Origin of the sequence: Nonomuraea typhae (assembly GCF_009760925.1) — a bacterium.
GTDB lineage: Bacteria > Actinomycetota > Actinomycetes > Streptosporangiales > Streptosporangiaceae > Nonomuraea > Nonomuraea typhae.
On sequence record NZ_VRLV01000009.1, the window covers coordinates 342,618 to 368,589 of the forward strand.

Below are 25,972 nucleotides of genomic sequence, written 5' to 3' on the forward strand. Positions count from 1 at the left end.
AGCGGGGTGTTGGGCGCCGCGCGGTGGGGTGTGGTGCGGCGGGGATCGGCGCCCTTGGGCGGTGAGCGAGGTGGGCCATGGCGGGTGGTCTGCGGATGGCCGTTGCGGCGGGGACCACGTCCGACGTGAGAAGCGACCCCCACGATCGGCGGAAACCCACGACGGCGGGTGGGGGCAGGCTGGCTGCGCCGTAAGAGATGGGGCGTCTGAAGGGCGAGAAGAGAGAGCTGGCTGCGCCGTAAAGGGTGGGGCGTTTGAGGGGCGAGAAGAGAGAGCTGGCTGCGCCGTAAAGGGTGGGGCGTCTGAAGGGTGAGAAGAGAGAGCTGGCCGCGCCGTAAGAGATGGGGCGTTTGAGGGGTGAGAAGAGTCTGGGGGAGAAGATCCTTACATGAGTATTGGGCCCAGCGGCGGGGACGGCCTCCCCCCGAATGCCGTCCCCGGCTGGGCCCACCCTCGGGTCAGGTGCCGAGGGACCCGGCGTGCGGAAGGGCTCACGATCACGCCGGTCGGCCTCCATTTGGGTCACCTCGAAGGCCGCAGTCATCATCATGGGGGCCCGTCCGCCCGATGTGAATCACCCTTGCGCAGTCGAGGCCGACACTTGTCCACTCTTGACCTGCGGTGACATGGGGAAGAATGGCGTCCATGACTCGGATCATCGCGGGGAGCGCGGGTGGGCGCCGGTTGAGTGTGCCGCCGGGGCGGAATACGCGACCTACCAGCGACAGGGCAAGGGAAGGGATCTTCTCTACCCTTGACTCGCTGCACGGGTTGGCGGGCGCCCGGGTGATGGATCTGTTCGCGGGGTCGGGGGCGGTCGGGCTGGAGGCGTTGTCGCGCGGGGCCGTGCATGCGCTGCTGGTCGAGGCGGATGCCAAGGCTGTGCGGACTATTCGGGCGAATGTGGCGTCGCTAGGGCTGGCGGGGGCGCAGGTGGTGCCGGATCGGGTGGAGCGGGTGCTGGCCAAGCCCGCGGAGGCGGCGTACGACATCGTGTTCGCCGATCCGCCCTACGCCGTGTCCGATGACGAGGTGCGGGAGGTTCTGGTCGGGCTTAGGGACAACGGCTGGCTGGCGGAGGATGCGCTGATCGCGGTTGAACGCGAGAGTCGGGGAAATGCCGTGATATGGCCGGAAGGCTACGTTGAGGAGAGGGTCCGTCGTTACGGCGAAGCGGCCGTTTGGTACGGTCGCGCCGCCAAGGACCCGTAAGACTGGGAGGGCGTCTTGCGTCGCGTTGTCTGCCCGGGGTCGTTCGACCCCATCACCAACGGTCATCTCGACATCATCATCCGGTCCGCCCGGCTGTATGACGAGGTGACCGTCGCGGTGCTCATCAACCTCGAGAAGAGCAGCCTGTTCACGGTCGACGAACGGATCGACATCCTGCAGACCGTGACCAAGGAGTTCCCCAACGTCAAGGTGCGGAAGTTCCACGGCCTGCTGGTCGACTTCTGCAAGCAGAACGACATCCCGGCCATCGTCAAGGGCATCCGGGTGGTCAGCGACTTCGACTACGAGTTGCAGATGGCCCAGCTCAACTACCGGTTGTCGGGGGTGGAGACGTTGTTCATGCCGACCAACCCCGAGTACTCTTTCCTCTCGTCCAGCCGGGTAAAGGAGATCGCCCGCTACGGCGGCGATGTATCCGGCCTGGTCCCGGACCTGGTGCACAAGCTGCTCATCGAGCGGCTCAGAGGCTGACCGGGGCCTGGTATTCTTTCTATTCGGCCTTGTACGACGGCGATCGTTTCGCCATGCCTAGCGAGAGCAAGGATGACTCAGCACCTAGACCCCCGCTCCCCATGGGTGATCTCCACCCATGACCTGGGCAGGCGGCCGGGCTCGATGCTGGAGCGCCACCTTTCGCTGCCGGCACCGGTGGATCTCGGCGTCGACATGATCGGTGTCCCCAAGGACGCCGAAGTCGAGCTGGATCTCCGGTTCGAAGCAGTGATGGAAGGCGTGCTCGTCAGTGGCACGGCGCGGGCCCCCCTTGCCGGGGAGTGCGCGCGGTGCCTCGACCCGATCTCCGATGAGATCGAAGTCGGGCTGCAGGAGCTGTTCTTCTACTCCGACGAGGACGCCTCGGAGGAGGATTCGCTGCTCGACGGTGAGCTGCTGGACCTCGAGCCGACGTTCCGCGACGCGGCGGTGCTCGCACTGCCGTTGAGCCCGGTGTGCAGCGACGACTGCCAGGGGCTGTGCGTGGAGTGCGGGATCAGGCTGGCTGACGCCGGCCCGGATCACCGGCACGAGAAGATCGACGCCCGCTGGGCGTCGTTGCAAGGTCTGGTTACCGAGAACGATAACGATCAGGAGAAGTGACGTGGCCGTCCCGAAGCGAAAGATGTCGCGGAGCAACACCCGCGCCCGTCGCTCCCAGTGGAAGACGACTGCTGTCGCGCTGGTGAGCTGCCCGCAGTGCCGTTCGCCGAAGCAGCCGCACATCGCCTGCCCGAGCTGCGGCACCTACAACCGCCGTCAGGTCATCGAGCCGTCTGCCTGATTCGCAGAGTTGACGTGATGCCGACCGGGTGCAATTGTGCCCCGGTCGGCGTTAACGTCTGAGATGCGTGCGGTGGCGGTTCGCCCGCGGCCGTGGTGGACGCCGGGACACCATCCCCGACGCCCACCACGTTTTCGGGCATCTTTCACAGCCATCGCGCCATGTGAAGATGTCCGAGGAGGAAACACGTGGGCGCAGGTCCTAAGCCGGTGGCCGTGGAGGTCGCCAGAGACGAGCTGGAGAAAGTCCTTTCGACGAGGCTCGACTCCGACATTCTCGAGCGGGCGCTGACGCACCGCTCCTACGCGTACGAGAACGGCGGCCTGCCCACCAACGAGCGCCTGGAGTTCCTGGGCGACTCGGTGCTGGGCCTGGTGGTCACCGACACGCTGTATCGCAACCACCCCGATCTGCCCGAGGGCCAGCTGGCCAAGCTGCGGGCGGCGGTGGTCAACATGCGCGCGCTGGCCGACGTGGCCCGTTCCCTCGTGCTGGGCCGCTTCCTGCGGCTGGGCCGGGGCGAGGAGGGCACCGGCGGGCGGGACAAGTCCTCGATCCTGGCCGACACCCTCGAGGCGCTGATCGGCGCGATCTACGTGGACAAGGGCCTGGAAGAGGCGTTCCGCGTCGTGCACCTGTTGTTCGACCCGCTGATCGTGCGTTCGGCGTCGCTGGGCGCCGGGCTCGACTGGAAGACCTCGTTGCAGGAGCTGACCGCCTCCGAGGCGCTCGGCGTGCCCGAGTACCACGTCGAGGAGAGCGGCCCCGACCACGCCAAGTCGTTCACCGCGGTGGTCCGCGTGGGCGGCGAGTCCTACGGTTCCGGCACCGGCCGCAGCAAGAAGGAAGCCGAGCAGCAGGCGGCCGAGGCGGCCTGGACCCGGATCCGGGCCCGTCGCGAGCAGCGCGAGAGCCAGCCGGCCGGCTAGATGCCCGAACTGCCTGAGGTAGAGGTCGTCCGCCGCGGCCTCGCGGAGTGGGTCACCGGGCGGGAGATCGCCGCGGCCGAGGTGCTGCATCCGCGTGCCATCAGGCGGCATGTCCCGGGCGCGGACGAGTTCGCCGCCCGGCTGAAGGGCCGCACGATCACCGCGGCCGAGCGCCGCGGCAAGTACCTGTGGCTGCCGCTCGGCTCCGGTGACGCGCTCCTGGCGCATCTGGGGATGAGCGGCCAGCTGCTCGTGGTGCCGCCGGACTCGCCGATGGAGAAGCATCTGCGGGTACGGCTGCGCTTCGCCGACGGCGGCCCCGACCTGCGCTTCGTCGACCAGCGCACGTTCGGCCACGTCATGGTCACCCCGATGACCGGCGGCGTCCCTGAGCCGATCACGCACATCGCGCCGGACCCGTTCGAGGCGGCGTTCTCCGACGAGGTCTTCACCCGCAGGCTCAGGGCCAGGAACACCGAGGTCAAGCGGGCCCTGCTGGATCAGTCGCTGATCAGCGGCGTCGGCAACATCTATGCCGACGAGGCGCTGTGGCTGGCCAGGCTGCACTGGGCCCGTTCGACCCGCGCGCTCACCCGGCCCAAGATCGGCGAGTTGCTGGCCGGGGTCCGCGCGGTCATGAGCTCCGCCCTGGCCCAGGGCGGCACCTCGTTCGACAGCCTCTACGTCAACGTCAACGGTGAGAGCGGCTACTTCGAGCGTTCCCTCGAGGTGTACGGCCGGCGTGACCTGCCGTGTTCCCGCTGCGGCACCCCGATCAGGCGTGACCCGTTCATGAACCGGTCGTCGTACTCCTGCCCCACTTGCCAGCGAAAGCCGCGCTGACCAGGGCCAGGGCGGCCCCGAGCCACATGACGGCCGGGATCGAGACGTGATCGACGACCTGGCCGCCGATGAGCGCGCCGGTGGCGATGGTGGCGTTGAACACCGATGACAGCCACGCCATGCCGGCTTCTCCGCCGTTGGACTTGATCATCCAGAGCTGGGCGGTGACGGAGACGCCGCCGTAGGAGACGCCCCACAGCACCACGAGCAGGAACGGGTCGCCGGCCAGCGGCAGCGTGACGGTGGCGACGGCGATGAGGATGCCGAGCCCGATCAGGGTGAGACGGGGGTTGCGCGGGGCCAGCCAGCCGGAGGCGAAGTTGCCGGCGACGCCGCCGAGGCCGTACACGAGCAGGGTGAGGCTGATGGCGGCGCCGCTGAGCTCGAGGAACGGCCGGACGTAGGTGTAGGCGGCGAAGTGGCCGATCACGAGCAGGCCGGTGGTGATGAGGACGCCGCGCAGGGCGGGGTCGCGCCAGACGCCGCCGAGGCGGAGGGCGCCGGTGGCGGGCAGCGGCGGCAGCGCGATCAGCAGGGCGACCATGACGGCCAGCGCGAGCAGGGCGATCACGCCGAAGGCCCAGCGCCAGTCGGCCATGGAGGCGATCAGGGTGCCGGCCGGCACGCCGGCCACGGAGGCCACGGAGACGCCTCCGGCGATCATCGCGGTGGCCCGGCCCACGGAGGCGTGGGGCACCAGCCGGACGGCCAGCGTCCCGGCGAAGGCCCAGAACCCGCCGATGCCCACGCCGGTGACCACCCGGGCGGCCATCAGCACCCAGAAGCTCGGCGCCAGGGCGGCGGCGAGGTTGGCCACCACCATCAGGGCCATCAACCCGGACAGCAGCCTCCGCCGGTCCACGCGCCCGGCGCCCGCCGCGATGGCCGGGGCGGCGATCGCGGCGATCAGGCCGGGCGCGGACATGGTCAATCCGGCCGTGCCGTCGGAGACGTCCAGGGCGGCGCCCATGGGCGTCAGGAGGCCGACGGGCAACATCTCACTGGTCACCACGGTGAATGTGCCGACCGAGACCGTGACCACGGCTGGCCAATATGCCCTTGTCATCGCAAGTGTCGTCATGGTCACAGCCTCTGGACCAGGCGGCCCGGGAACAATGACGGAGCTCGAATCCTTGGTTTAGCTGGGCTAAGGAGTGTGGATGGAGTTTCGTGAGCTGGAGACGTTCGTCGTGGTGAGCGAGGAGCTCCACTTCGCGCGGGCGGCCGAGCGTTTGTTCCTGTCCCCGGGCCGGGTCAGCCAGATCGTGCGCTCGCTGGAGCAGTCGATCGGCGCGCGGCTGTTCGACCGCACCAGCCGCCAGGTACGGCTGACGCCGCTCGGCGAGCGTTTCCTCACCGATCTGCGTCCCGCCTACGACGGGCTGAACGAGGCGGTCGGCCGGGCCCGCTCGGCGGCCAAGTGTGTGTACGGCCTGCTCAGGGTCGGATTCCTGGGCACGCCGTCGGAGGTGGTGACGCGCACGGTCGCCGCCTTCGAGAAGGGCTACCCGGAGTGCGCGGTCGAGATGGTGGAGATCCCGTTGTCCGACCCGTTCACCAAGGTCCGCGCGGGCCTGGTGGACGTGGCCTTCACGCTGCTGCCGGTGGACGAGCCCGACCTGCAGACCGGAGACCCGCTCAACCGGGAGGGGATGAAGCTCGCGCTGTCGCCCAGGCACCCGCTGGCGCGGCGGGCGGCCATCGAGGCGGAGGAACTGGCCGGGATCCCGCTGGTCGGCCTGGAGGGGCCCGCTCCGCGCCGCTGGAAGACGCTCATCGCGCCCGAGGCCACGCCGGACGGCACGCCGATTCCCGTAGGCTGCCGGGTGGCCACCACCCAGGAGGGGCTCACGCAGGTGGCGTTGAGCCGGGGCGGGATGCTCTTCTGCACGCCGACCGCCGCCTACCACGGCCGTGACGACGTGGTGTTCGTGCCCGTGACCGGGTTGCCGGCGTCGGAGCTGGGCCTGGTCTGGTCGCGGTCGGGGATGACGGCGACGGTCAGGGCGTTCAACGAAACCGCTGTCCAAAATGCGGAAAACTGGTCTTAAACTTACGGAGTGTGATCGGAAGATGGGTGAGGACACCCGACTGACGGCCTGGGTGAAGGGCCGTGTCCAGGGCGTCGGCTTCCGGTGGTGGACCCGCGCGCGGGCCCTCGAGCTCGGTCTCACCGGGTGGGCGCGCAACATGGACGACGGCCGGGTCGAGGTCGTCGCGGAGGGATCGCGGGAGGCGTGCGTCAAGCTGCTTGAACTGCTGCGAGGTTGCGACACGCCGGGCAAGGTGACGAGAGTAGTGGAACGTTGGAGCGAAGCCCGAGGTAGTTTGGGCGGGTTTCTGGAGAGGTAGCCCCTTTCGTTAAACCCCTCAAATAGGGTATATTTGTATGTCGGGAGTGCCCACGGGTAGGTCTCTGCGGTGCGTTCGACTTGACCGCCCACACTGCCGGTGCGACTCTTGTTAGGTACCACGCGCACCCCTCCCGCGGAATAGAAGTGCGCGAACCAGTCTGGTCACTCAGCGTGGAGGACCCTTAACCATGGCGAAGGCTCTACTCGGCCACGTCGGCGGTCCTGACCCTCGGATGGTCTCGGAGATGCGCCGTCTGCAGCAGCGTATTCGGGATCTGGAGGCAGAACTCATCCGGCTCCAGGCCCAGAATGACGCTCTTGCGGCGCAAACCCGTGACGAGGCACGGGGCCGTATGCAGGAGCGCGAGCCGGCACTCACCTGAGTGATCGGAGCGCTACATCCAGGGACGTCTCGGCGAGGCGTCCCTTGTCATTTGTCCGGAAATTTCACACTATCTACCAATTGTTCGCTGGCTATTCAAGCGCCCATCGCATAACCACCCGAGCCCGCCGCGCCGTACCGCAGACTGGTTGCTAGCCCGAGCACAAGGGCAGAGACCAGTAGGCTTTCCGGAACGTCGTCCACGGGAGGGGGTCATCGGGTGTACCTGAAGACCCTCACCCTGCGCGGATTCAAGTCGTTCGCCTCGGCCACGCTGCTGCGCCTCGAGCCAGGCATCACCTGCGTGGTCGGGCCCAACGGCTCCGGCAAGTCCAACGTCGTGGACGCCCTCGCCTGGGTCATGGGCGAGCACAGCGCCAAGTCGCTGCGCGGCGGCAAGATGGAAGACGTCATCTTCGCCGGCACCGCCAACCGGGCGCCGCTGGGCCGCGCCGAGGTCACGCTGACCATCGACAACTCCGACGGGGCGCTGCCGATCGACTACACCGAGGTGACGATCAGCCGCCTCATGTTCCGCAGCGGGCAGAGCGAGTACGCCATCAACGGCGACACCTGCCGGCTGCTCGACATCCAGGAGCTGCTCTCCGACTCCGGCATCGGGCGTGAGATGCACGTCATCGTCGGCCAGGGCCAGCTCGACGCCGTCCTGCACGCCGGGCCCGAGGACCGCCGCGCCTTCATCGAAGAGGCCGCCGGCGTGCTCAAGCACCGCAAGCGCAAGGAGAAGGCGCTGCGCAAGCTGGATGCGATGCAGGCCAACCTCACCCGCGTCCAGGACCTCGCCACCGAGCTGCGCCGCCAGCTCAAGCCGCTCGGCCGCCAGGCCGAGATCGCCCGCAAGGCCGCCGTCATCCAAGCCGACCTGCGCGATGCCCGCCTGCGCCTGCTCGCCGACGACGTCGGCATCCTGCGCGCCACGCTGGAACGCGAGGCCGCCGACGAGGCCGCGATCCTGACCCGGCGCGCCCAGGTCGAGAGGGATCTCGCCGAGGGCCAGCAGCGCGAGGCCGCACTGGAGAACGCCGAGACCGAGGCCCAGCCCCGCCTGTCGGCCGCCCAGGAGACCTACTACCGCCTGTCGTCGCTGCGCGAGCGCATCACCGGCCTGGAGCAGCTGGCCACGGAACGCCATCGCCACGCCGTGGACGCCGCCGCCATCGAGCGCCGTGGCCGCGACCCGGAAGACCTCGAACGCGAGGCCGCCGAGGTGCGCGAGCAGGAGCTGATCCTGGGCGCCGAGCTGGAGCAGGCCCAGGACCTGCTGGAGGAGGCCGTCCAGCGGCGGGCCGAGGCCGAGGCCGCGCTCAGCGGCGAGGAGCAGCGCCTGGCCATGGCCGCCCGCGCCCAGGCCGACCGCCGCGAAGGGCTGGCCAGGCTGCGCGGCCAGGTCGACTCCGCGCGCAGCCGCGCCCGCGCGGCCGACGAGGAGATCGGCCGCCTCGCGCAGTCCGTGTTCGACGCCGCCGAGCGCGAGCGCACCGGCCGGCTGGAGCTGGAGGAGCGGCGGCGTGCCGAGCCGGAGGCCGACCCGGCCCTCGCCGAGGAGCTGGCCACCGCACAGGCGCTGGTCGAGGAGGCCAAGGCGGCCGCCGACGAGGCGCGCGCCGCGGTGGAGGAGGCCAAGGCCGGCCTCGACGCCCCTCGCGCGGCCCTGCAGGCCGCCAAGTCCGCAGTCGGTACGGCACGCGCGGCCGACCAGGAGGCCCAGCGTGCCGTCGCCGGTCTCCAGGCGCGCAGGGAGGCCCTGGAACTGGGCCTGGCCAAGGGCGCGGACGGCGGGGCCACGCTGCTGGAGGCGGACCTGGCCGGGGTGCTGGGCCCGCTGGCCGCCGAACTGACCGTCGCCCCGGGCGCCGAGCACGCCATCGCCGCCGTGCTGGGCCCGGTGGCCGAGGCGGTCGTGGTGAAGTCGCTGGACACCGTGGTGGAAGCCTTCGAGCTGCTCAGGGCCGGCGAGGGCGGCCGGGCAACCGTCCTGGTGGCCGGCGAGGGCGGCACGGGACCGGGAGAAGGCGGCACGGGAGCAGGAGAGAGCGTCGCGGGAGCAGGTGTACGCGGCGCGGGCGCGGGTGCAAGCGGCGCGGGTGCAAGCGGCGCAGGCGGGCAGGCCGGGGTTCGGCCTCCGCTCACCGCGGGCACGTGGGCCACGGAGCTGGTGACCGTGCCCGATCACCTCCGGGCCGCGCTGGACCACCTGCTGGCCGGCGTCGTCGTGGTCGACGACCTCGCGACCGCCCGGGAGATCGTGGAGCGCCACCCCGACCTGCGGGCCGTCACCAAGGACGGCGACCTGCTCGGCGCCCACCTGGCCGGCGGCGGAGCGGCGGGCGGCTCTTCCGTGCTGCAGATGCGCTCGGCCCTCGACCAGGCCACGGCCGACCTGGAGGCGGCGCGGCGCACCGCCGAGGAGAGCGCCGGGCGTTTCGAGCAGGCCATGGAGGCCGAGCACGCGGCGCAGTCCGGCCTGGAGGCGGCTCAGGCGCACGTGAGCGAGGTCCAGAGCGCCGTCAGCACCGCCCAGGCGGGCCTCAGCTCCGCCCAGGGCGCCCTCGACCAGGTCAGGACCCGCCAGCGCGAGGCCGATCAGCGCAACGCCGCCGCCGCCAAGCGGCTGGCCCAGCTCGAAGCCGCCGCCCAGGCCGCCGCCGACGAGGCCGCCCGCCTGGCCAGAAGCGTCGCCGCCGCCGAGGAGGCGCGCGCCGAGGCGCTGGAAGAGGTGGCCGAGCTGGAGGTGCGCCTGGCCGAGGCCGAGTACGCCGGGGAGCTGGAGGCGGAGCCCACCACGGACGCTCGTGACGAGCTGGCCGAGGCCACGAACCTGGCCAGGCAGCGCGAGATGGAGTCCCGCCTGCAGGTGCGCACGGCGGAGGAGCGGGTCAAGGGCATCGAGGGCAAGGCCGACGGCCTGATCCGGGCGGCGCAGCGGGAGCGGCAGGAACGTGCCCAGGCCGCCGCCCAGCGGGCCAGGCGCCGCCGGCAGGCGGTGGTGGCCGAGGCCGTGGCCAAGGGCGCCAAGCGGGTGCTCGGGGCGCTGGCCGCCTCGATCGAGTTGGCCGCCCGCGAGCGTGACGAGGCCGATCTGGCCAGGGTGGCGATCGACGCCGAGCTGAAGCAGGTGCGCCTGCGGGTGCGCGAGCTCACCCAGGAGCTGGACAAGCTGGTCAACCGGGTGCACGGCAGCGAGATGGCCCGCACCGAGCAGCGGCTGCGCCTGGAGCAGATGGAGCAGCGGGCGTTGGACGAGTTCGGCGTGGAGGCGGAGGCGCTGATCGCCGAGTACGGTCCCGGGGTTCCGGTTCCCGGCGATCCGCCCGTGCCGTACCACCGGGAGGAGCAGGAGAAGCGCGCCCGGATCGCCGAGAAGCAGATGAACCAGCTCGGCAAGGTCAATCCGCTGGCGCTGGAGGAGTTCGCGGCGCTGGAGGAGCGGCACGCCTTCCTCAACAGCCAGCTCGAGGATCTGAAGAAGACCCGGCGCGAGCTGATGACGGTCGTGCAGGAGGTCGACAACCGGGTGGAGGCGATGTTCGCCTCCGCCTACGAGGACGTGGCCCGCGAGTTCGAGCAGATCTTCACCCGGGTCTTCCCCGGCGGCGACGGCAGGCTCGTGCTGACCGACCCCAGCGACATGCTGACCACCGGCATCGAGGTGGAGGCCAGACCGCCGGGCAAGAAGGTCAAGCGGTTGTCGCTGCTGTCGGGCGGGGAGCGGTCGCTGACGGCGGTGGCGTTCCTGATCTCGATCTTCAAGGCGCGGCCGTCGCCGTTCTACGTGATGGACGAGGTCGAGGCGGCGCTCGACGACACGAACACGCAGCGGCTGCTGACGCTCTTCGAGGAGCTGCGGCAGAGTTCGCAGCTGATCGTCATCACGCACAACAAGCGGACGATGGAGATCGCCGATGCGCTCTACGGCGTCTCGATGCGCGGTGACGGCGTGACCCAGGTGGTCAGCCAGCGGTTGCGCGAGCGTGAGCACGCCTGAGCCGTGCCTCGGGCGCGAGCATGCCGGGTCATCTGGAAAACTGGCATCTTGTGGAAGGTTATCTCGGCATCATCCTGATCGTGGTCGTCGTCGCCCTGGTGGCGGCGGGCGGCCTCTTCCTGCTGTTCAGGCCGGGAGGCAAGGCCGCTCCTCCGGTTGAGCCGCCGGCGCCGGCCCCGCTGCCGGAGGAGAAGGAGCCGCGGCCCGCCGGGGCCGGCGAGGAGTCCGAGGGCGCCGCCACGACGACGGTTCCGCCGCCGCCCGCTCCGGCCGTGAAGCCGGCGCCCGAGATCGAGGTGCCGCCGCCGTCGGCGGGCCGCATGGTGCGCCTGCGCTCGCGGCTGGCCCGCTCGCAGAGCGCGCTGGGCCGGGGCCTGCTGGAGCTGCTGTCCCGCGACCGGCTCGACGACGAGGTGTGGGATGAGATCGAGGAGAGCCTGATCTCGGCCGACGTCGGCGTCGCGCCGACGCAGGCGATGGTCGAGGAGCTGAGGACCAAGGTCAAGGTGCTGGGCAGCCGCACGCCGGCGGAGGTGCGCGGCCTGCTGCGTGAGCAGCTGCTGGCCCAGGTCAACCCCGATCTCGACCGCGGCCTGCGCATCGCCAAGCACGGCGAGCGGCCCGCGGTGGTGCTCGTGGTCGGCGTCAACGGCACCGGCAAGACCACGACGACCGGCAAGCTCGCCCGTTCGCTCGTGGGTGACGGGAAGCAGGTCGTGCTGGGTGCGGCCGACACCTTCCGCGCGGCCGCGGCCGACCAGCTGCAGACCTGGGGCGACCGGGTCGGCGCCGAGGTGGTGCGCGGGCCCGAGGGCGGCGACCCGGCCTCGGTGGCCTTCGACGCGACGGCCAAGGGCATCGAGCAGAAGGCGGACGTCGTGATCGTCGACACCGCCGGTCGCCTCCATACCAAGACCGGCCTGATGGACGAGCTGGGCAAGGTCAAGCGGGTCATCGAGAAGAAGGCCACGGTCGACGAGGTGCTGCTCGTGCTCGACGCCACGACCGGGCAGAACGGCATGCGGCAGGCGCAGGTGTTCGCCGAGGTGGTCAACATCACGGGCATCGCGCTGACCAAGCTCGACGGCACGGCCAAGGGCGGCATCGTGATCTCGGTGCAGCGTGAGCTGGGTGTGCCGGTGAAGCTGGCGGGCCTGGGTGAGGGGCCGGACGATCTGGCTCCTTTCGACCCTGAGGTGTTCGTCGACGCCATCCTCGGTGAGGACTGATCGTCCCTTTGACACCTTTTCGGATGCCCCATGGAGTTCCATGGGGCATCTCCTTATTTGTTGGGGAATGTCCCTTATCTCGCAACGCTTGATCTCCCACTTGGCCCTGTGGTCACATGAGTCGGTCACCTAGAGACCGCGGGCGTATTCGGAGCGTCCGCGTCCGGGGTGTGCGGAGCGGAAGGGCAAGCATGAAAAAGGTCGTCGTTCACAAGCCGGGAACGGTCAAGCCCGCAGGCGCCGACGCGCCGCGGCACAAGAACTGAGCTCTGAGGGCGGCCGAATCTCCTCGCCAGGGGAGGCATGGCCGCCCTTCGGCTTGGAAAGGACCTGGTGGACGTCCTGACGCTCGACGCTGACCGGCATCTGCACGGCCCCTACACGTTAGGCGCGGCGCTCCTCGACGTCCTCGTCCCCGGGGCGAGGACGGAGTTGCTGGCCGCGCACGACATCGAGATCAGGGCCGCCGCTCCGCACCTGGCCTCCCGGGTGCCGCGACGCCGCCGGTCGCGGGCCGACGACCTGCCCCGTGAGCAGCGCATCCTCATCCCGGGCGCCGGGCGCACGCGGCGGATCGCCAACGGCCTGGCCGAGTTCGTCCGCGACCGGCTGGCCGGCGCCGGGCCGCTGCGGGTGACGGTGGCCAACCTCGCCGCGGCCGACCCCACCGACACGCAGCTCGTGGAGGTGCTGCGCCGCCGCGTGCCCGAGCTGGAGATCACCGAGGTCGAGGGCGTCCCGCGGCAGGGGCCGCCGGCCGCCGACTACGACCGCTTCCGCGACGAGGGATTCCACCACGCCATGGCCGAGGCCGGCACGGCGGAACTGTCCCGCCTGACCCACGACGACGACCCGGACCGCTGGTGGACGCTCCTGCACCGCACCACCGCCGCCCTGGAGGCCATCGCCCGCGAACCCGAGGCCCGCGAGCTGTACGAGACGGCCCGGCGCGTGGCCACCGAGCCCCGTCACCGCGCCACCGTGGCCTGCTCGCTGGCGACGCTGCTGGTCCGCCACCACGACCCCGCCCGGCGCGACCCGGAGGAGGCGCTGGCCTGGATCAACGAGGCGATCACCATCACCTCCCTGCTGCCCGACCCCCGCGAACGCGCCTTCCACCTGGGTTTCGACCTCAACGCCAAAGCCCTGATCGAGGTACGGCGGGGCCGTCCCGCCCAGGCGCTGACCCTCGTCGAGAGCGCCCTCGACCTGGCCGATCGCGACCTGGCCCCGGATGAGCACCCGATCCACCGGCTGGTCCTGCGGGCCAACCGCGCCCAGCTGCTGGGGGCGGCCGGCCGTACGAGGGAGGCGCTGGCCGACTACGCGGCGGCCATCGCCGCCGACCCCGGCTACCCGGACTACTACCTGGACCGCGGCACGCTGCTGCACCGGCTGGGCCGCCTGGAGGAGGCGGTGGCCGACTACGAGAGCGCGATGCGGGTCAGCCCGCCCTTCCCCGAGCCGTACTACAACCGCGCCGAGGCCCGCTATGCGCGCGGCGACCTGGCCGGAGCGCTGGCCGACCTGGACTACGCCCTGGAGCTCGACCCGGGTTTCGCCCCCGCCTACGTCAACCGCGCCGGGTTGCACGCGGCCATGGGGGAGACGGGCCAGGCCAGGCGGGATGCCGAGGCGGGGCTGGCGCTGACGCCGCGGGAGCCGTACCTGTGGTGTGTGCTGGGGCAGGTGGAGCAGGCCGAGGGGCGGCGGGAGGCGGCGCGGGCGGCCTACGACGGCGCGCTGGCGCTGGACGGCGGGCTGGTGGCGGCGTGGGCGGGCCGTGCGGCGCTGTCGTTCGAGGAGGGCGCGCACGAGGCGGCGGTGGCCGATCTGACCCGGGCGCTGGAGACGTCGCAGACCGCCGAGCTGCTGTTCAACCGGGCGCTGGCGCTGCGGGCGGCGGGGCGGAGCGAGGAGGCGCGGCGGGACCTGGTCCGGGCGGCGGAGCTGGCTCCCGGCGACGAGGACGTCCGCCGCGAACTGGGGCGCGGCTGACGCGCTAGCGGTGCGCCCCGATGGGCACGACCAGCGGCGTCCCGGCCACCGGGTCGGGGATCACCTTGGAGTCCAGGTCGAACACGTCCCGGATCAGCTCCTCGGTCAGCACCTCGTGCGGCGTCCCGGCGGCGATCACGCGGCCGTCGCGCATGGCCACCAGCCGGTCGGCGTAGCGTGCGGCGAGGTTGAGGTCGTGCAGGACCATCACGATCGTACGGCCGGCCTGCACGTGCAGGTGGCGCACCAGCTCCAGCACCTCCACCTGATGGGCCAGGTCGAGGAAGGTCGTGGGCTCGTCCAGCAGCAGCAGGTCGGTGCCCTGGGCCAGTGCCATGGAGATCCACGCCCGCTGCCGCTGCCCGCCGGACAGCTCGTCCAGGGGCCGCTCGGCCAGGTCGGACAGCCCGGTCATGTGCAGGGCGGTGCCCACGGCCTTCTCGTCGTCGGAAGACCACTGGCGGTACCAGGTCTGGTGCGGGTGGCGGCCCCTGGCCACGAGGTCGGCCACGGTCAGCCCTTCGGGGGCGGAGGGCGACTGGGGCAGGACGGTCAGGACGCGCGCGACCTCCTTGGTGGAGATCGAGGAGATCTTCTTGCCGTCGAGCAGCACCTCGCCGCCCGAGGGCTTGAGCAGGCGGCCGAGGGCGCGCAGCAGCGTGGACTTGCCGCATCCGTTGGGACCGATGATCGTGGTGACGGTGCCGGCCTCGATGCCCAGGTCGAGCCCGTTGACGATGACGCGGTCGCCGTATCCGAGCTTGACGTCGACGGCCTGGAGTCTCATGTGCGCCCCTTACGGATGCGGATCAGCAGGTAGATCAGATATGGCGCGCCGAGCACCGCCGTGACGACGCCGACGGGCAGTTCGACGGGGGAGAAGGCGGTGCGTGACAGAAGGTCGGCTCCGGCGGTGAGCAGGGCGCCGACGACGGCCGATGACAGCAGCGGCGGCTGCGGCGAGCGGATGAGCCGCAGCGCGATCTGCGGGGCGGCCAGCGCGACGAAGGCGACCGGGCCGGCGGAGGCGGTGGCGACGGCGGCCAGCAGGACGGCGGCCAGGATCATCAGGGCTCTGGACAGGTTCATGCGCACGCCGAGCGCGGTGACGGTGTCGTCGCTGAAGCGCAGGGCGTTGAGGGAGCGGGTGCCGACCAGGGTGAGCGGGATCAGCACGGCCAGCGCGAGCGCGACCGGGATCACGTGCTCCCAGCCGCGGCCGTTGAGCGAGCCGCTGATCCACACCATGGCCTGGGCGGTGTCGTTGACGTCGCCGACGGTCATCAGCCAGTACTTGACGTTGGTGAAGACGGCGGCCACGCCGATGCCGACGAGCACGAGGCGGTAGCCGTCCAGGCCGCGCCGCCAGGCCAGGCCGTACACGATCGCCGCGCCGAGCAGGCCGCCGAGCAGGGCCAGCACGGGCATGCCGACGGTGGACAGCAGCCCGCTGACGCCGCCGTGCACGCTGCCGCTGAGCACCACGCCGGCGACCACGGTGACCGAGGCGCCGGTGGTGACGCCGAGGATCTCGGGGCTGGCCAGCGGGTTGCGGGCGATGGACTGGATGATCGCGCCGGACAGCGCGAGCGCGGCGCCGACCAGGGCGCCGGTGAGCGCGCGTGGCAGGCGCAGCTCCATGATGACGAAGTTGAGCGGGCTGCTCGCGTCGAGGGTGCCCCGGACGACGTCGGCCAGGGTCATGGGCAGGTCGCCGATGCGCATGTTGAGCGCCATCAGCAGGATGAGCAGGATGCCGCCGCCGAAGGTGACGGTGACGCCGCGCAGCCGTACCTGCCAGGACAGGCCCGCCACGCGCATGGGGAAGGTGGTCACAGGCGCACCGGCTTCCTGCGCCGGACCAGCGCCACGAAGAACGGGGCGCCGAGCAGCGCGAGCACCACGCCGACCTCCAGCTCGCCGGGCGGGGCCACGACGCGGCCGATCACGTCGCCGAGGAGGAGGAGCGTGGCGCCGATCAGTCCCGAGTACGGCAGCAGCCACCGGTGGTCGGTCCCGGACACGCGGCGGGCCAGGTGCGGCACGATCAGGCCGATGAACGACAGCGAGCCGCAGGCGGCGACGGCGGCGCCGGTCAGCAGGGTGACCGCGGCGATGCCGACGCCCCGGGTGAGGGCGATGTTCTGGCCGAGGCTGCGGGCGACGTCCTCGCCGAGGGACAGGGCGTTGAGGCCGGGCGCGTTGGCCAGGGCCAGGAGGAGGCCGGCGGCGATGAACGGCAGCACCTGCCAGACCACGTCGGCGCCGCGGGCGGCGATGGAGCCGGACTGCCAGAAGCGGAAGACGTCCATGGCCTGCTCGTCCAGCAGGACGATGGCCGAGGTGAGGGCGTAGAGGAAGGCGCTGACGGCGGTGCCGGCCAGGGCCAGCGTGACGGGGGTGGGGCCGCCGCGGCCGCCGGCCATGCCGAGGGCGAAGACGCCGGCGCTGGCGATGAGCGCGCCGGCCAGGCCGAACCAGATGTAGGCGAGGAGGCTGGAGGTGCCCAGGAGGATGATCGAGGCGACCATGGCGAAGGCGGCGCCCTGGGTGACGCCGAGCAGGCCGGGGTCGGCGAGCGGATTGCGGGTGTGGCCCTGCATGAGCGCGCCGGCGACGCCCAGCGCGATGCCGGCCAGGATGCCGAGCACGGTGCGCGGGACGCGCAGCGAGCGGATGATGATGTCGCTCTCGGTGCCGGTGGGCGCGGTCAGCGCGTGCCAGGCGTCGAGCAGGGGCACGGCCTTGGCCCCGACGGTGACGCTCAGGACGACCGCGATCGCCAGGGAACAGGTGAGGGCGGTGAGCCAGGTGAGGCGGCGCTGACGGATTCGGGGAAGCTTCACGGCGGTAGTCGCCACCATGCAAGCCTCCTCAGCGTTTGCCCGATCCGGGTGAAGTATGCCAGCTTAGGCAGGGCTAACCTAATTTAGGGTTGCCTTACCCATGAGAGGGAAACATGAGAACGTTCCGTGCGGTCGCGGTAGCCGTACTGGCGATGGGCCTGGCGGCGTGCGGCGGCGGGACGACCGCCACCCCGGCGGCCGAGGCCAAACCCTTCCGGGTCATCAAGCACGCCATGGGCGAGACCAGGATCCCGGTGCAGCCGAAGCGCGTGGTCGCGCTCGACCAGAGCTTCGTGGACGCGGTGCTGACCCTGCAGACGCCGGTCGTGGGGTACACCACCTACCGCTCCATCGACGACAAGCTGCCCGAGTACCTGGGCGCCGTCGCCGGGCAGTACGGCAAGGAGGCCACGGCGGTCGGCACGCTGGAGCAGCCGAGCCTGGAGAAGATCATGGCGCTCAAGCCCGACCTGATCGTCTCGGCGAAGGTCCGGCACAAGGACCTCTACGACAAGCTCGCCAAGATCGCCCCGACCGTGTTCACCGAGACCACCGGCGCGATCTGGAAGGAGAACCTGCGCCTCATGGGCCAGTCGCTGGGCAAGGAGGCGCTGGCCGACGAGACGCTCAAGAAGTTCGAGGAGCGCGCGGGCAAGATCGGCGCGGCGGTCAAGGAGAAGGAGGGCAAGATGCCCACGATCTCCGTGGTGCGCTTCGCCGGCGAGCCCGAGGTCCGCTCCTACAACGAGAACTCCTACTCCGGCATCGTGCTGAAGGACGTGGGCTTCACCCGTCCCGAGAGCCAGCCGAAGGACCCGAGCCAGATCATGGTCCCGATCAGCCAGGAGCGCATCGCCGAGCTGGAAGCCGACCACATCTTCGTCTCCACCTACGCCGACCCGTCGGCCGAGGAGCCGAAGAAGAAGTTCCTGGCCAACCCGCTGTGGAACAAGCTCAAGGGCGCCAAGCACGACGTGGCCGACCTGATCTGGATGAGCGCGGTCGGCGTCCAGGGCGCGCACGCGATGCTGGACGACGTGGCGAAGATCTTCTCAGTGGACCCCGTCAGGGCCTAGGAAAGCGCGGAGGTCGTCGAGATGCGGCTGGATGTCCAGACCCTGGGCCTCGAGCCATGCGTCGTTGCCGTAGGTGCCGGTGTAGCGCTCGGCGCCGTCGCAGATCAGCGTCACCACGCTGCCCTGGTCGCCCTCCGCGCGCATCTCCCTGATGAGATCGACGCAGGCGGCGACGTTGGTGCCCGTGGACGCGCCGACCGGGCGGCCGGTGACCTCCCGCACCCAGCGCATGCCGGCGATCGACCGGGCGTCCGGAACGTGGATCATGCGGTCGATGACGTCCGGCTGGAACGACGGCTCCACCCGCGGGCGGCCGATGCCCTCGATGCGCGAGCCGGCGCCCGTGGTGGCCCAGTCGCCCGCCTTCCACGCCGGGTAGAAGGCCGAGCCCTCGGGGTCGGCGACGGCCAGGCGGGTGTGGTGGCGGCGGTAGCGGATGTAGCGGCCGATCGTGGCCGAGGTGCCGCCGGTGCCGGCGCCGACCACGATCCAGGCGGGCTCCGGGTGTGTTTCCAGGGCGAGCTGACCGAAGATCGACTCGGCGATGTTGTTGTTGCCGCGCCAGTCGGTGGCCCGCTCGGCGTAGGTGAACTGGTCCATGAAGTGGCCGCCGGTCTCGGCGGCCAGGCGGTGCGATTCCTCGTAGATGGCCGCCGGGTCCTGAACCAGATGACACTTGCCGCCGTAGAACTCGATGAGCGCGATCTTCTCGGGCGAGGTGGCGGCCGGCATGACGGCGATGAACGGCAGGCCGATCAGCCGGGCGAAGTACGCCTCGCTGACCGCGGTGGACCCGCTGGACGCCTCGACGATCGTGGTGCCGGGGCCGATCCAGCCGTTGGCCAGGCCGTAGAGGAACAACGAGCGGGCGAGCCGGTGCTTGAGCGAACCCGTCGGGTGCACCGACTCGTCTTTCATATAGAGGTTCACGCCCCAGCGTGGGGGCAGCGGGAAGACATGGAGGTGAGTGTCACTGCTGCGATTGGTGTCGGCCTCCACCGTGCGGACGGCCTCGGCCACCCAGTGCCGGGCGCCGGGATCGTGGCGGTCGACGAATTCCATGGTCCATACGCTATCCCATGTGACACTGGCCACTTTATCTGCGGAAATGGGTGAATAGTGTTATGGTAATGAGACTAGTCCGGCCGTGGACGTGCCGACGCACGCCGCGAGCAGAGGGGCTAAAAGACTCCCTGACCAGGCAGAACCGTTTAACGCGGCCCTTACGAGGGCTTTGCGAGCATGGAGCTGCTGTCTGGCGGCCTGTGCCGAACGGGGGATAGCACGAGGGGGAATGATTTGATCACAATGACCGAAGAGCAGCGTCAGGATTGGTTCGAGCGCGATGTCGTGCCCGTGACGACACAGCTGTTCGCCTCCGCGATGCGCCTCACCCGCAACACCGCCGACGCAGAAGACCTCGTCCAGGAGACCGTCGCCAAGGCATACACGTCCTACCACCAGTTCCGCGAGGGCACCAACCTCAAGGCGTGGCTGCACCGCATCCTCACCAACAACTTCATCAACGACTACCGCAAGAAGCAGCGCTCACCCAAGCTCTCCGCCGCGGAAGAGGTCGAGGACTGGCAGCTGCACGCCGCCGAGTCCCACACCTCCACCGGCCTGAAGTCCGCCGAGACCGAGGCCCTGGAGCGGCTGCCCGACAGCGCGGTGATGAACGCGCTGCGCGCGCTGCCCGAGGACTTCCGCGTCGCCGTCTACCTGGCCGACGTCGAAGGCTTCGCCTACAAGGAGATCGCCGACCGGATGGGCACGCCCATCGGCACCGTGATGTCACGCCTCCACCGCGGCCGCAAGCAGCTGCGGACCATGCTGGAGGAGTACGCGGTCGAGGAAGGCGCCGTCAGGCTACCGGCCCAGCGCGCCGCCTAACCCCATGTGGAGGCGGACCCGGAGCACCCCGGCATCGTCCCGCATCTCCACCAGATCGCACAGCTGACGACTGATCCAGAGCCCGTATCCCCGAGGGGATTCGGGCTCCGGTGGTATATAGCCGGGCAACGGATCGTCCAGGACGCCGCCCGGATCGGCGATCTCGCAGACCACCTCCCGGCCCGTCACCCACATCCGGATCGAGCCACGGCCGGAGCCGTGCTCCACGCAGTTGGCGGCGATCTCCGAGACGCTCAGCACCAGCGAAGCGACCAGGTCGCGGTCCATCCCGGCCGCCTTGGCGTAGTCGCTCACCTGCTGGCGGAACCTCTTCAGCTCGTCGGCCGAGAAACCGACCGAGGTGACCTGGCCGATCGGGTCGGGCAGCGGGCCGTGGTCGCCGTCCAGGACCAGTTCGTGCGGCTGGATGAACGCGGGGCTGGCGGCTTCGCCGTACGGGCTGCCGACGAAGGGGTGGGTCACGGCGCGGTAGGTGAGCGCGGCGGCCGGGGCGGTGCGCACGTCGTAGAGGCAGATCACGACCGCGGCGGCGGGGCCGAGGGCCGCGTTGAGCACCGACTCGTAGCGGATCCACTCGCGCACCTCGCGCTCGCTCCTGCCCTGCCAGACGGGCTCGCCGACGATCAGGGTACGGCGGTGCCGCGCGTAGTCGTGGAAGGCGGCCAGGGTGCGCTGCGGATGGGCGTACCAGGAGGCGGCGATGCGCTGGTCGATCCGGCCGGCGTCCTGGCCGAGGGCGTCGGCCAGGAGGCGCAGCCGCTGGGTTCCGGTGACGACGAGCACCTGCCGGCCCTCGTCGAGGCCGGCGCGCACGCGGGGGAGGACGGCTCCGAGGAAGGCCGCATCGGAGTCGAAGGGCAGCGCGACGTGCCGTAACGACTCCAGACTGGGATGTGCCCGCGCAGGGTGCACAGCCGAAACGTACCAAGCGGTCGCTACGCTACGCAACGGCTATGAGCGCGACCGCGCCGAGCGCGCATGCGACTCCCGCCACCTGGAGGCTGCGCAGCCGCTCGCCCAGCACGTATCTGGCCAGGAGCAGGGTGCTGGCCGGGTAGAGCGAGACCAGGACGGCGACCAGGCTGAGCAGGCCCTCCTGCTTGGCCAGCAGGAACAGCACGTTGGCCGCCATGTCGAGCAGGCCGGCGGCGGCGATGATGGGCAGCGAGCCCGCGGTGGGGCGCAGGGAACGCTTCGTGACGATCGCGAGCAGGACGACCAGGGTGACCGAGGAGAGTCTGGCGCCGACCAGCGGCCACAGGCCGGTGCCGCCGGGCGCCTGGGCGAGCAGGATGAAGAAGCCGCCGAAGCCGGCGCCGGCCGCCAGCGCGATCAGCACCGACCCGGCCGAGCCGCTCTTGCCGGTGGTGCGGTCCCGGCTGACCAGCATGACCGCGGCGAGCGCCAGCACGATGCCGACCAGCGCCTGGGGCGCCGGGCGTTCGCCGGCGGCCAGCCCGAACACCACGGGCAGCGCGGCGGAGGTGACCGCGGTCGTGGGCGCCACCACGGACATCACCCCGGTGGCCAGCGCCCGGTAGAACAGGACCAGCCCGGTGGCCCCGGCCAGGCCCGCGGCCATGCCCCACCACAGCGCCCGGGGGTCGAGCGCGCCGGGCAGCACGGGTAGCAGGGCGAGGATGAGGACCAGCCCGGCGATCTGGGAGAGCGCGACGACGGAGAACACGCGCGATCGTCGCGTGGCCAGCCCGCCGCAGAAGTCGGCCGTCCCGTAGACCACCGCGCAGACCGTCGCGAGGATCACTGCCGTCACGTCACACCCTCCAGTTCATTCGGTTGCACTCTCAGTACAACACAGTAGGTGCAACAGGGTACACAAAGGGTTCACTAGAATGAACTCCATGGAAGATCCGGAGACGATCACCGCGGCCATCGCCAACAACGTCCGAGCCCAGCGGGCCCACCGGGGCCTGACCCTCGACGCGCTGGCCGCCCGCTCGGGCGTGAGCAGGGGCATGCTGGTCCAGGTCGAGCAGGGCAGGACCAACCCCAGCGTCTCCACGCTCACCCGGATCGCCTCCGCGCTCGGGGTCACCGTGGCCCGCCTGGTCGAGGTGGCCGACGTGCCGGTCGTGCGCGTCATCGACCGCGCCGACGTGGTCAGCTTCGACATGGGAGACTCGCGCGCCAGGCTGCTCGTCGGCGCCGACGAGCCGATGATCCTCGAACTCTGGGACTGGCACCTGGCCCCCGGAGAGCATCACGACGGCGACGCCCACCCGCCCGGCACCCGCGAGATGATCACCGTCCTGCGGGGCGAGCTGACCCTCACCGTGTACGGCAAGCCCCACCGCGTGGGCGTCGACGATGCCGCGCTTTTCGCCGCCGACCGGCCGCATCGCTACGCCAACGAGGGCACCGAAGACGTGAGGATGATCATGGTTGTGGCCGAACCTCGGATCGTTCATGACCAATAACGGCGAACACCTCACAGATCACCGTGTGGAGTCTCATGATTACTCCATGTCCTATGGTCAGGGGGTCCTTGGGGGGTACATCCCTGTTGTGCAACGCACTTGTCTCATAACTCCTCCGGCTCCGCGCGGACCTGATGGGAGGTGCGCGTGAATGAGACCCCAGAAGGCGCGGGCAAACTCCGTGCGGAACTGCAAGGTCTCGGCGTGACAACGGCCTACGAAATCGGCGACGGCGTGACGGTGTCGGTGTGGATCGGCCTCGTCGTGCGTTTGAGAGATGGTTTTTACCGCTGGCAGGAAGGAGCGGTGAAACGTCGGCATTTGGGTACGGATCCGGTTGGATGTGCCATAAGAGTGGCGCGTCGCTACACCGAACTCCAGGCCAACATCCCACCCTGGTGGGATGAGCTGGCCAAGGAGTTGCGGGGGAACTCGGCCGGCGACTACCCGTAGCAACCCCCCGTGGTGGTTCCGGGGGGAACATGCGCTGGTGGGGGTGGCCGTTGGTGATCTCGCTGACGGCAGGCTGCGGAGGGGTGCAACCGATCGTCGGAGCCGCGCCGGCACTGCCGGCGCGGCCATCCGTCCCCATCGACCCGGTGCACCTGGCCAGGCGGCTGGCCGCGATGCAGGCGGACTGGCCGGAACGCGCCAGGATCGACTGCAGGAAGGCCAAGTGCGTCGCGCTCACCTTCGACGACGGGCCGGGCGACCACACCACCCGCCTGCTCGACATGCTCCGCAGGCACGCGGCCAAGGCGACCTTCTTCGTCGTCGGCCAGATGGTCGCCGCCGACAAACACCACAACGTCCGCCACATGGTCGACGACGGGCACGAGCTCGGCAACCACTCCTGGAGCCACGAGCAGCTCACCACGCTGTCCGGCACCGGGCTGCGCTACCAGCTCCACCACACCCAGGACGTGATCGAGCGGGAGACCGGCGTGCGGATGACGCTCATGCGCCCGCCCTACGGCTCCACCGACGCCGCCGTCGCCGCCGAGACCAGGCGCGAGGGCCTGGCCCAGATCCTCTGGAACGTGGACACCCTCGACTGGCGCGACCGCGACGCCACGACCGTGGCCAAGCGCGCGATTAGCGCCAAACCCGGATCGATCATCCTCATGCATGACATCCACCGCACCACCGTGGACGCCATGCCCAGGATCCTCGACACCTTCTCCCACCGGGGCTTCACCTTCGTCACCGTCTCCGAGCTGTACGGCAAGCCGCCGGCACCTGGCAGGAAGTACACCGAACGATGATCGACGACGTCATCCGGGGCTACACCTTCAACGAGCCCACCCTCGACCTCGGCGCCCTGGTCGCGGACGGCGAGGGCCGCCCGGACACCCAGATCCGGCTGCCGCTGCGCATGCTCAACCGCCACGGCCTGGTCGCCGGCGCCACTGGCACGGGCAAGACCAAGACGCTGCAGGTCATGGCCGAGCAGCTGTCGGCCGCCGGCGTGCCGGTGTTCCTGGCCGACATCAAGGGCGACCTGTCGGGCATGGCCCAGCCCGGCGACCCCTCGGACAAGCTCATGGAACGCTGCGCCGGCATCGGGCAGATCTGGTCGCCCGCCGCCTGCCCCGCCGAGTTCTACGCGCTCGGCGGCATCGGCGACGGCATCCCGCTGCGGGCCACGATGACCGCGTTCGGGCCCACGCTGCTGTCGAAGGTGCTCGGGCTCAACGAGACCCAGGAATCCTCGCTCGGGCTGATCTTCCACTTCGCCGACCAGCAGGCGCTGCCGCTGCTCGACCTGAAAGACCTGCGAGCGGTCATCCAGTACCTGCTGGACAACCCGGACGCGCTCAAGGGCGTGGGCGGGCTGTCCAAGCAGACCGCCGGGGTCATCCTGCGGGCCCTCACCAACTTCGCCGCCGAGGGCGCCGACCAGTTCTTCGGGGAGCCGGAGTTCGACACCGCCGACCTGCTCCGGGTCATGCCCGACGGGCGCGGCGTGGTCTCGATCCTGGAACTGCCCGCCCTGCAGGATCGGCCGGCGATGTTCTCGACCTTCCTCATGTGGCTGCTCGCGGACCTGTTCAGCGGCATGCCCGAGGTGGGCGACCCGGACAGGCCCAAGCTGGTCTTCTTCTTCGACGAGGCCCACCTGCTCTTCAGCGACGCCTCGAAGGAGTTCCTGCGCTCGATCACGCAGACCGTGCGTCTCATCCGGTCCAAGGGCGTCGGCGTCTTCTTCGTCACCCAGACCCCGAAGGACGTGCCGGCCGACGTGCTGGCCCAGCTCGGCGCGCGGGTCCAGCACGCGCTGCGCGCCTTCACCCCGCAGGACGCCAAGGCGCTGAAGGCGACCGTCTCGACGTTCCCCAACTCCGGCTACGACCTGGAGGAGGTGCTCACGCAGCTCGGGATCGGCGAGGCGGTGGTGACCGTGCTGTCGGACAAGGGCGTGCCCACGCCGGTCGCCTGGACCCGGTTGCGGGCGCCGCAGTCGCGCATGGCCCCGGCCGACGCGGCCGTGGTGCAGGGGGTGATCGCGGCCTCGCCGCTGCGGCCCAAGTACGCGCAGGCGATCGACCGGCAGTCGGCCTACGAGATCCTGGCCGCCAAGGTGGTCACGCCGCCGGAGCCCTCCTACGAGCCCCCGCCCGCCGCCCCTCCCGCGCGGGAGGAGCCGTCGTTGCTGGAGAGCGTGCTGGGATCGTCGGTCTTCAAGTCGTTCGCCCGATCCGCGGCCAGCTCGCTCGGCCGCGAGATCAGCAGATCCATCTTCGGTACGGCCCGCCGCCGCCGCTGACTGTCGGTCCGGCATGGGACCCTGGACCGCATGGGTTTCACCGGCTTTCCCGACGAGGCGTTCATCTTCTACGAGGGCCTCGAGGCGGACAACTCCAAGGCGTACTTCACCCGCCACAAGCACCTGTACGACGACGCGGTCAGGGCGCCGATGCTCGCCCTGACCGACGCGCTGGCCGAGGAGTTCGGCGCCGCGCAGTTGTTCCGCCCCTACCGTGACGTGCGCTTCGCCAAGGACAAGTCCCCCTACAAGACCCACCAGGGCGCCTTCGTCGACGTGCAGCCGGGCATCGGGCTCTACGTCGAGGTCAGCGCCGCCGGGTTGTTCGTGGCCGGCGGCATCTACACCCAGGCGAGCGACCAGGTCGCCCGCTACCGCGAGGCGGCGGCCGAGGATCTGACCGGCAAGCCGCTGGAGCGGCTGGTCGACGACCTGCGGGCCAGCGGGTACGACATCGGCGGCGACCGGCTCAAGACCCGGCCGCGCGGGGTGCCCGAGGACCATCCCCGGCTCGACCTGCTGCGCCACCGCTCGCTCTACGCCGGCCTGCGCTCGGAGCCGGAGCCGTGGGTCCACACGCCGGAGGTCGCCGGCCGGGTGCGCGGGGCCTGGCGCGACTTCGCGCCGCTGGTGCAGTGGCTGGCCACCCATGTGCGCGGCTCGGAGCTGCCCAGGCGCTGA

Annotated in this window: 26 protein-coding genes; 19 read left to right on the forward strand and 7 right to left on the reverse strand. The window is 70.6% G+C overall.

The annotated features are described in order from the left end of the window. Positions 1–645: 645 nt before the first annotated feature. From rsmD to mutM, 6 genes are all read left to right on the forward strand, one after another. Positions 646–1,212 carry a 16S rRNA (guanine(966)-N(2))-methyltransferase RsmD gene (gene rsmD / locus FVE25_RS32370; RefSeq protein WP_157250902.1) on the forward strand — a complete coding sequence of 189 codons (567 nt, stop codon included), beginning with the start codon at positions 646–648 and terminating at the stop codon, positions 1,210–1,212. A gap of 15 nt (positions 1,213–1,227) precedes the next feature. Next, on the forward strand, positions 1,228–1,704 hold the full coding sequence (gene coaD / locus FVE25_RS32375; protein WP_157250903.1) for a pantetheine-phosphate adenylyltransferase: 477 nt from the start codon (positions 1,228–1,230) through the stop codon (positions 1,702–1,704). Positions 1,705–1,809: 105 nt separating this feature from the next. Then, entirely contained in the window at positions 1,810–2,328 is a 519-nt protein-coding gene (locus FVE25_RS32380; protein WP_425489516.1) for a YceD family protein, read from the forward strand. Position 2,329: 1 nt separating this feature from the next. Further along, a complete protein-coding gene (rpmF, locus tag FVE25_RS32385) occupies positions 2,330–2,509 on the forward strand; it encodes a 50S ribosomal protein L32 (protein WP_157250905.1) in 180 nt (59 codons plus the stop codon). 209 nt (positions 2,510–2,718) lie between these two features. Further along, entirely contained in the window at positions 2,719–3,438 is a 720-nt protein-coding gene (rnc, locus tag FVE25_RS32390) for a ribonuclease III (protein WP_157251002.1), read from the forward strand. Next, on the forward strand, positions 3,439–4,281 hold the full coding sequence (gene mutM / locus FVE25_RS32395; protein ID WP_157250906.1) for a bifunctional DNA-formamidopyrimidine glycosylase/DNA-(apurinic or apyrimidinic site) lyase: 843 nt from the start codon (positions 3,439–3,441) through the stop codon (positions 4,279–4,281). Here the strand turns inward: mutM and FVE25_RS32400 are convergent. Then, the gene (locus tag FVE25_RS32400; RefSeq protein ID WP_246267738.1) at positions 4,229–5,323 is read right to left on the reverse strand and encodes an MFS transporter; all 1,095 of its coding nucleotides are present in this window, start codon (positions 5,321–5,323) and stop codon (positions 4,229–4,231) included. The genes mutM and FVE25_RS32400 overlap by 53 nt on opposite strands. Positions 5,324–5,441: 118 nt before the next feature. Between FVE25_RS32400 and FVE25_RS32405 the strand changes: the two genes are divergently transcribed. The 6 genes from FVE25_RS32405 (at position 5,442) to FVE25_RS32430 (ending at position 14,250) form a co-directional block, all read left to right on the forward strand. Next, positions 5,442–6,332, forward strand: coding sequence for a LysR family transcriptional regulator (locus FVE25_RS32405; RefSeq protein ID WP_157250908.1), 891 nt, complete (start codon positions 5,442–5,444; stop codon positions 6,330–6,332). 22 nt (positions 6,333–6,354) lie between these two features. Next, positions 6,355–6,633, forward strand: a complete 279-nt coding sequence (locus tag FVE25_RS32410; RefSeq protein ID WP_157250909.1) for an acylphosphatase — start codon at positions 6,355–6,357, stop codon at positions 6,631–6,633. A 190-nt stretch (positions 6,634–6,823) separates the two neighbouring features. Continuing rightward, positions 6,824–7,018, forward strand: coding sequence for a hypothetical protein (locus FVE25_RS54475; protein WP_157250910.1), 195 nt, complete (start codon positions 6,824–6,826; stop codon positions 7,016–7,018). Positions 7,019–7,237: 219 nt separating this feature from the next. After that, entirely contained in the window at positions 7,238–11,023 is a 3,786-nt protein-coding gene (locus FVE25_RS32420) for an AAA family ATPase (RefSeq protein WP_157250911.1), read from the forward strand. A 50-nt stretch (positions 11,024–11,073) separates the two neighbouring features. Beyond that, entirely contained in the window at positions 11,074–12,252 is a 1,179-nt protein-coding gene (ftsY, locus tag FVE25_RS32425) for a signal recognition particle-docking protein FtsY (RefSeq protein ID WP_246267740.1), read from the forward strand. 303 nt (positions 12,253–12,555) lie between these two features. Further along, the gene (locus FVE25_RS32430; RefSeq protein ID WP_246267744.1) at positions 12,556–14,250 is read left to right on the forward strand and encodes a tetratricopeptide repeat protein; all 1,695 of its coding nucleotides are present in this window, start codon (positions 12,556–12,558) and stop codon (positions 14,248–14,250) included. A 4-nt stretch (positions 14,251–14,254) separates the two neighbouring features. Here the strand turns inward: FVE25_RS32430 and FVE25_RS32435 are convergent, their stop codons facing one another. Genes FVE25_RS32435 through FVE25_RS32445 form a run of 3 tightly spaced genes read right to left on the reverse strand, consistent with a single transcriptional unit; the run spans position 14,255 to position 17,114 of the window. Further along, positions 14,255–15,037: an ABC transporter ATP-binding protein gene (locus FVE25_RS32435; RefSeq protein WP_157250913.1), complete on the reverse strand. Its 783-nt coding sequence runs from the start codon at positions 15,035–15,037 to the stop codon at positions 14,255–14,257. After that, the gene (locus FVE25_RS32440) at positions 15,034–16,086 is read right to left on the reverse strand and encodes a FecCD family ABC transporter permease (RefSeq protein WP_246267746.1); all 1,053 of its coding nucleotides are present in this window, start codon (positions 16,084–16,086) and stop codon (positions 15,034–15,036) included. Before FVE25_RS32440 ends, FVE25_RS32435 begins: the two co-directional genes overlap by 4 nt. Then, the gene (locus FVE25_RS32445; protein WP_157250914.1) at positions 16,083–17,114 is read right to left on the reverse strand and encodes a FecCD family ABC transporter permease; all 1,032 of its coding nucleotides are present in this window, start codon (positions 17,112–17,114) and stop codon (positions 16,083–16,085) included. The genes FVE25_RS32440 and FVE25_RS32445 overlap by 4 nt, the downstream gene beginning before the upstream one ends. A gap of 95 nt (positions 17,115–17,209) precedes the next feature. On the opposite strand from FVE25_RS32445, the gene FVE25_RS32450 reads away from it, so the two are divergent. After that, positions 17,210–18,172, forward strand: coding sequence for an ABC transporter substrate-binding protein (locus tag FVE25_RS32450; protein ID WP_157250915.1), 963 nt, complete (start codon positions 17,210–17,212; stop codon positions 18,170–18,172). Here the strand turns inward: FVE25_RS32450 and FVE25_RS32455 are convergent. Further along, positions 18,149–19,234 carry a PLP-dependent cysteine synthase family protein gene (locus FVE25_RS32455; protein WP_157250916.1) on the reverse strand — a complete coding sequence of 362 codons (1,086 nt, stop codon included), beginning with the start codon at positions 19,232–19,234 and terminating at the stop codon, positions 18,149–18,151. The genes FVE25_RS32450 and FVE25_RS32455 overlap by 24 nt on opposite strands. 246 nt (positions 19,235–19,480) lie before the next feature. Between FVE25_RS32455 and FVE25_RS32460 the strand changes: the two genes are divergently transcribed. After that, a complete protein-coding gene (locus FVE25_RS32460; RefSeq protein WP_157250917.1) occupies positions 19,481–20,065 on the forward strand; it encodes a sigma-70 family RNA polymerase sigma factor in 585 nt (194 codons plus the stop codon). On the opposite strand, the gene FVE25_RS32465 is transcribed toward FVE25_RS32460, so the two are convergent. Together FVE25_RS32465 and FVE25_RS32470 are read right to left on the reverse strand one after the other, a co-directional pair. Beyond that, positions 20,042–20,998, reverse strand: a complete 957-nt coding sequence (locus FVE25_RS32465; RefSeq protein ID WP_181019774.1) for a sensor histidine kinase — start codon at positions 20,996–20,998, stop codon at positions 20,042–20,044. The genes FVE25_RS32460 and FVE25_RS32465 overlap by 24 nt on opposite strands. Before the next feature lie 28 nt (positions 20,999–21,026). Then, on the reverse strand, positions 21,027–21,860 hold the full coding sequence (locus tag FVE25_RS32470; protein WP_157250919.1) for a DMT family transporter: 834 nt from the start codon (positions 21,858–21,860) through the stop codon (positions 21,027–21,029). Between the two features lie 88 nt (positions 21,861–21,948). Between FVE25_RS32470 and FVE25_RS32475 the strand changes: the two genes are divergently transcribed. The 5 genes from FVE25_RS32475 (at position 21,949) to FVE25_RS32495 (ending at position 25,972) form a co-directional block, all read left to right on the forward strand. Continuing rightward, positions 21,949–22,524 (forward strand): helix-turn-helix domain-containing protein, encoded by a 576-nt coding sequence (locus tag FVE25_RS32475; RefSeq protein WP_157250920.1) that lies wholly within the window; start codon positions 21,949–21,951, stop codon positions 22,522–22,524. A 147-nt stretch (positions 22,525–22,671) separates the two neighbouring features. Further along, complete coding sequence (locus FVE25_RS32480) at positions 22,672–22,977, forward strand: hypothetical protein (RefSeq protein WP_157250921.1); 306 nt, start codon at positions 22,672–22,674, stop codon at positions 22,975–22,977. Between the two features lie 83 nt (positions 22,978–23,060). Next, complete coding sequence (locus FVE25_RS32485; RefSeq protein ID WP_246267748.1) at positions 23,061–23,789, forward strand: polysaccharide deacetylase family protein; 729 nt, start codon at positions 23,061–23,063, stop codon at positions 23,787–23,789. Continuing rightward, complete coding sequence (locus FVE25_RS32490; protein ID WP_157250923.1) at positions 23,786–25,291, forward strand: helicase HerA-like domain-containing protein; 1,506 nt, start codon at positions 23,786–23,788, stop codon at positions 25,289–25,291. Before FVE25_RS32485 ends, FVE25_RS32490 begins: the two co-directional genes overlap by 4 nt. 30 nt (positions 25,292–25,321) lie before the next feature. Continuing rightward, on the forward strand, positions 25,322–25,972 hold the full coding sequence (locus FVE25_RS32495) for a DUF2461 domain-containing protein (RefSeq protein ID WP_157250924.1): 651 nt from the start codon (positions 25,322–25,324) through the stop codon (positions 25,970–25,972).

Coding starts and splice junctions, on each gene's coding strand:
- rsmD (WP_157250902.1), top strand. CDS start 646: ATGACTCGGATCATCGCGGGGAGCGCGGGTGGGCGCCGGTTGAGTGTG.
- mutM (WP_157250906.1), top strand. CDS start 3,439: ATGCCCGAACTGCCTGAGGTAGAGGTCGTCCGCCGCGGCCTCGCGGAG.
- FVE25_RS32405 (WP_157250908.1), top strand. CDS start 5,442: ATGGAGTTTCGTGAGCTGGAGACGTTCGTCGTGGTGAGCGAGGAGCTC.
- FVE25_RS32410 (WP_157250909.1), top strand. CDS start 6,355: ATGGGTGAGGACACCCGACTGACGGCCTGGGTGAAGGGCCGTGTCCAG.
- FVE25_RS54475 (WP_157250910.1), top strand. CDS start 6,824: ATGGCGAAGGCTCTACTCGGCCACGTCGGCGGTCCTGACCCTCGGATG.
- FVE25_RS32430 (WP_246267744.1), top strand. CDS start 12,556: ATGGCCGCCCTTCGGCTTGGAAAGGACCTGGTGGACGTCCTGACGCTC.
- FVE25_RS32435 (WP_157250913.1), bottom strand. CDS start 15,037: ATGAGACTCCAGGCCGTCGACGTCAAGCTCGGATACGGCGACCGCGTC.
- FVE25_RS32445 (WP_157250914.1), bottom strand. CDS start 17,114: ATGGTGGCGACTACCGCCGTGAAGCTTCCCCGAATCCGTCAGCGCCGC.
- FVE25_RS32450 (WP_157250915.1), top strand. CDS start 17,210: ATGAGAACGTTCCGTGCGGTCGCGGTAGCCGTACTGGCGATGGGCCTG.
- FVE25_RS32455 (WP_157250916.1), bottom strand. CDS start 19,234: ATGGAATTCGTCGACCGCCACGATCCCGGCGCCCGGCACTGGGTGGCC.
- FVE25_RS32460 (WP_157250917.1), top strand. CDS start 19,481: ATGACCGAAGAGCAGCGTCAGGATTGGTTCGAGCGCGATGTCGTGCCC.
- FVE25_RS32475 (WP_157250920.1), top strand. CDS start 21,949: ATGGAAGATCCGGAGACGATCACCGCGGCCATCGCCAACAACGTCCGA.
- FVE25_RS32490 (WP_157250923.1), top strand. CDS start 23,786: ATGATCGACGACGTCATCCGGGGCTACACCTTCAACGAGCCCACCCTC.
- FVE25_RS32495 (WP_157250924.1), top strand. CDS start 25,322: ATGGGTTTCACCGGCTTTCCCGACGAGGCGTTCATCTTCTACGAGGGC.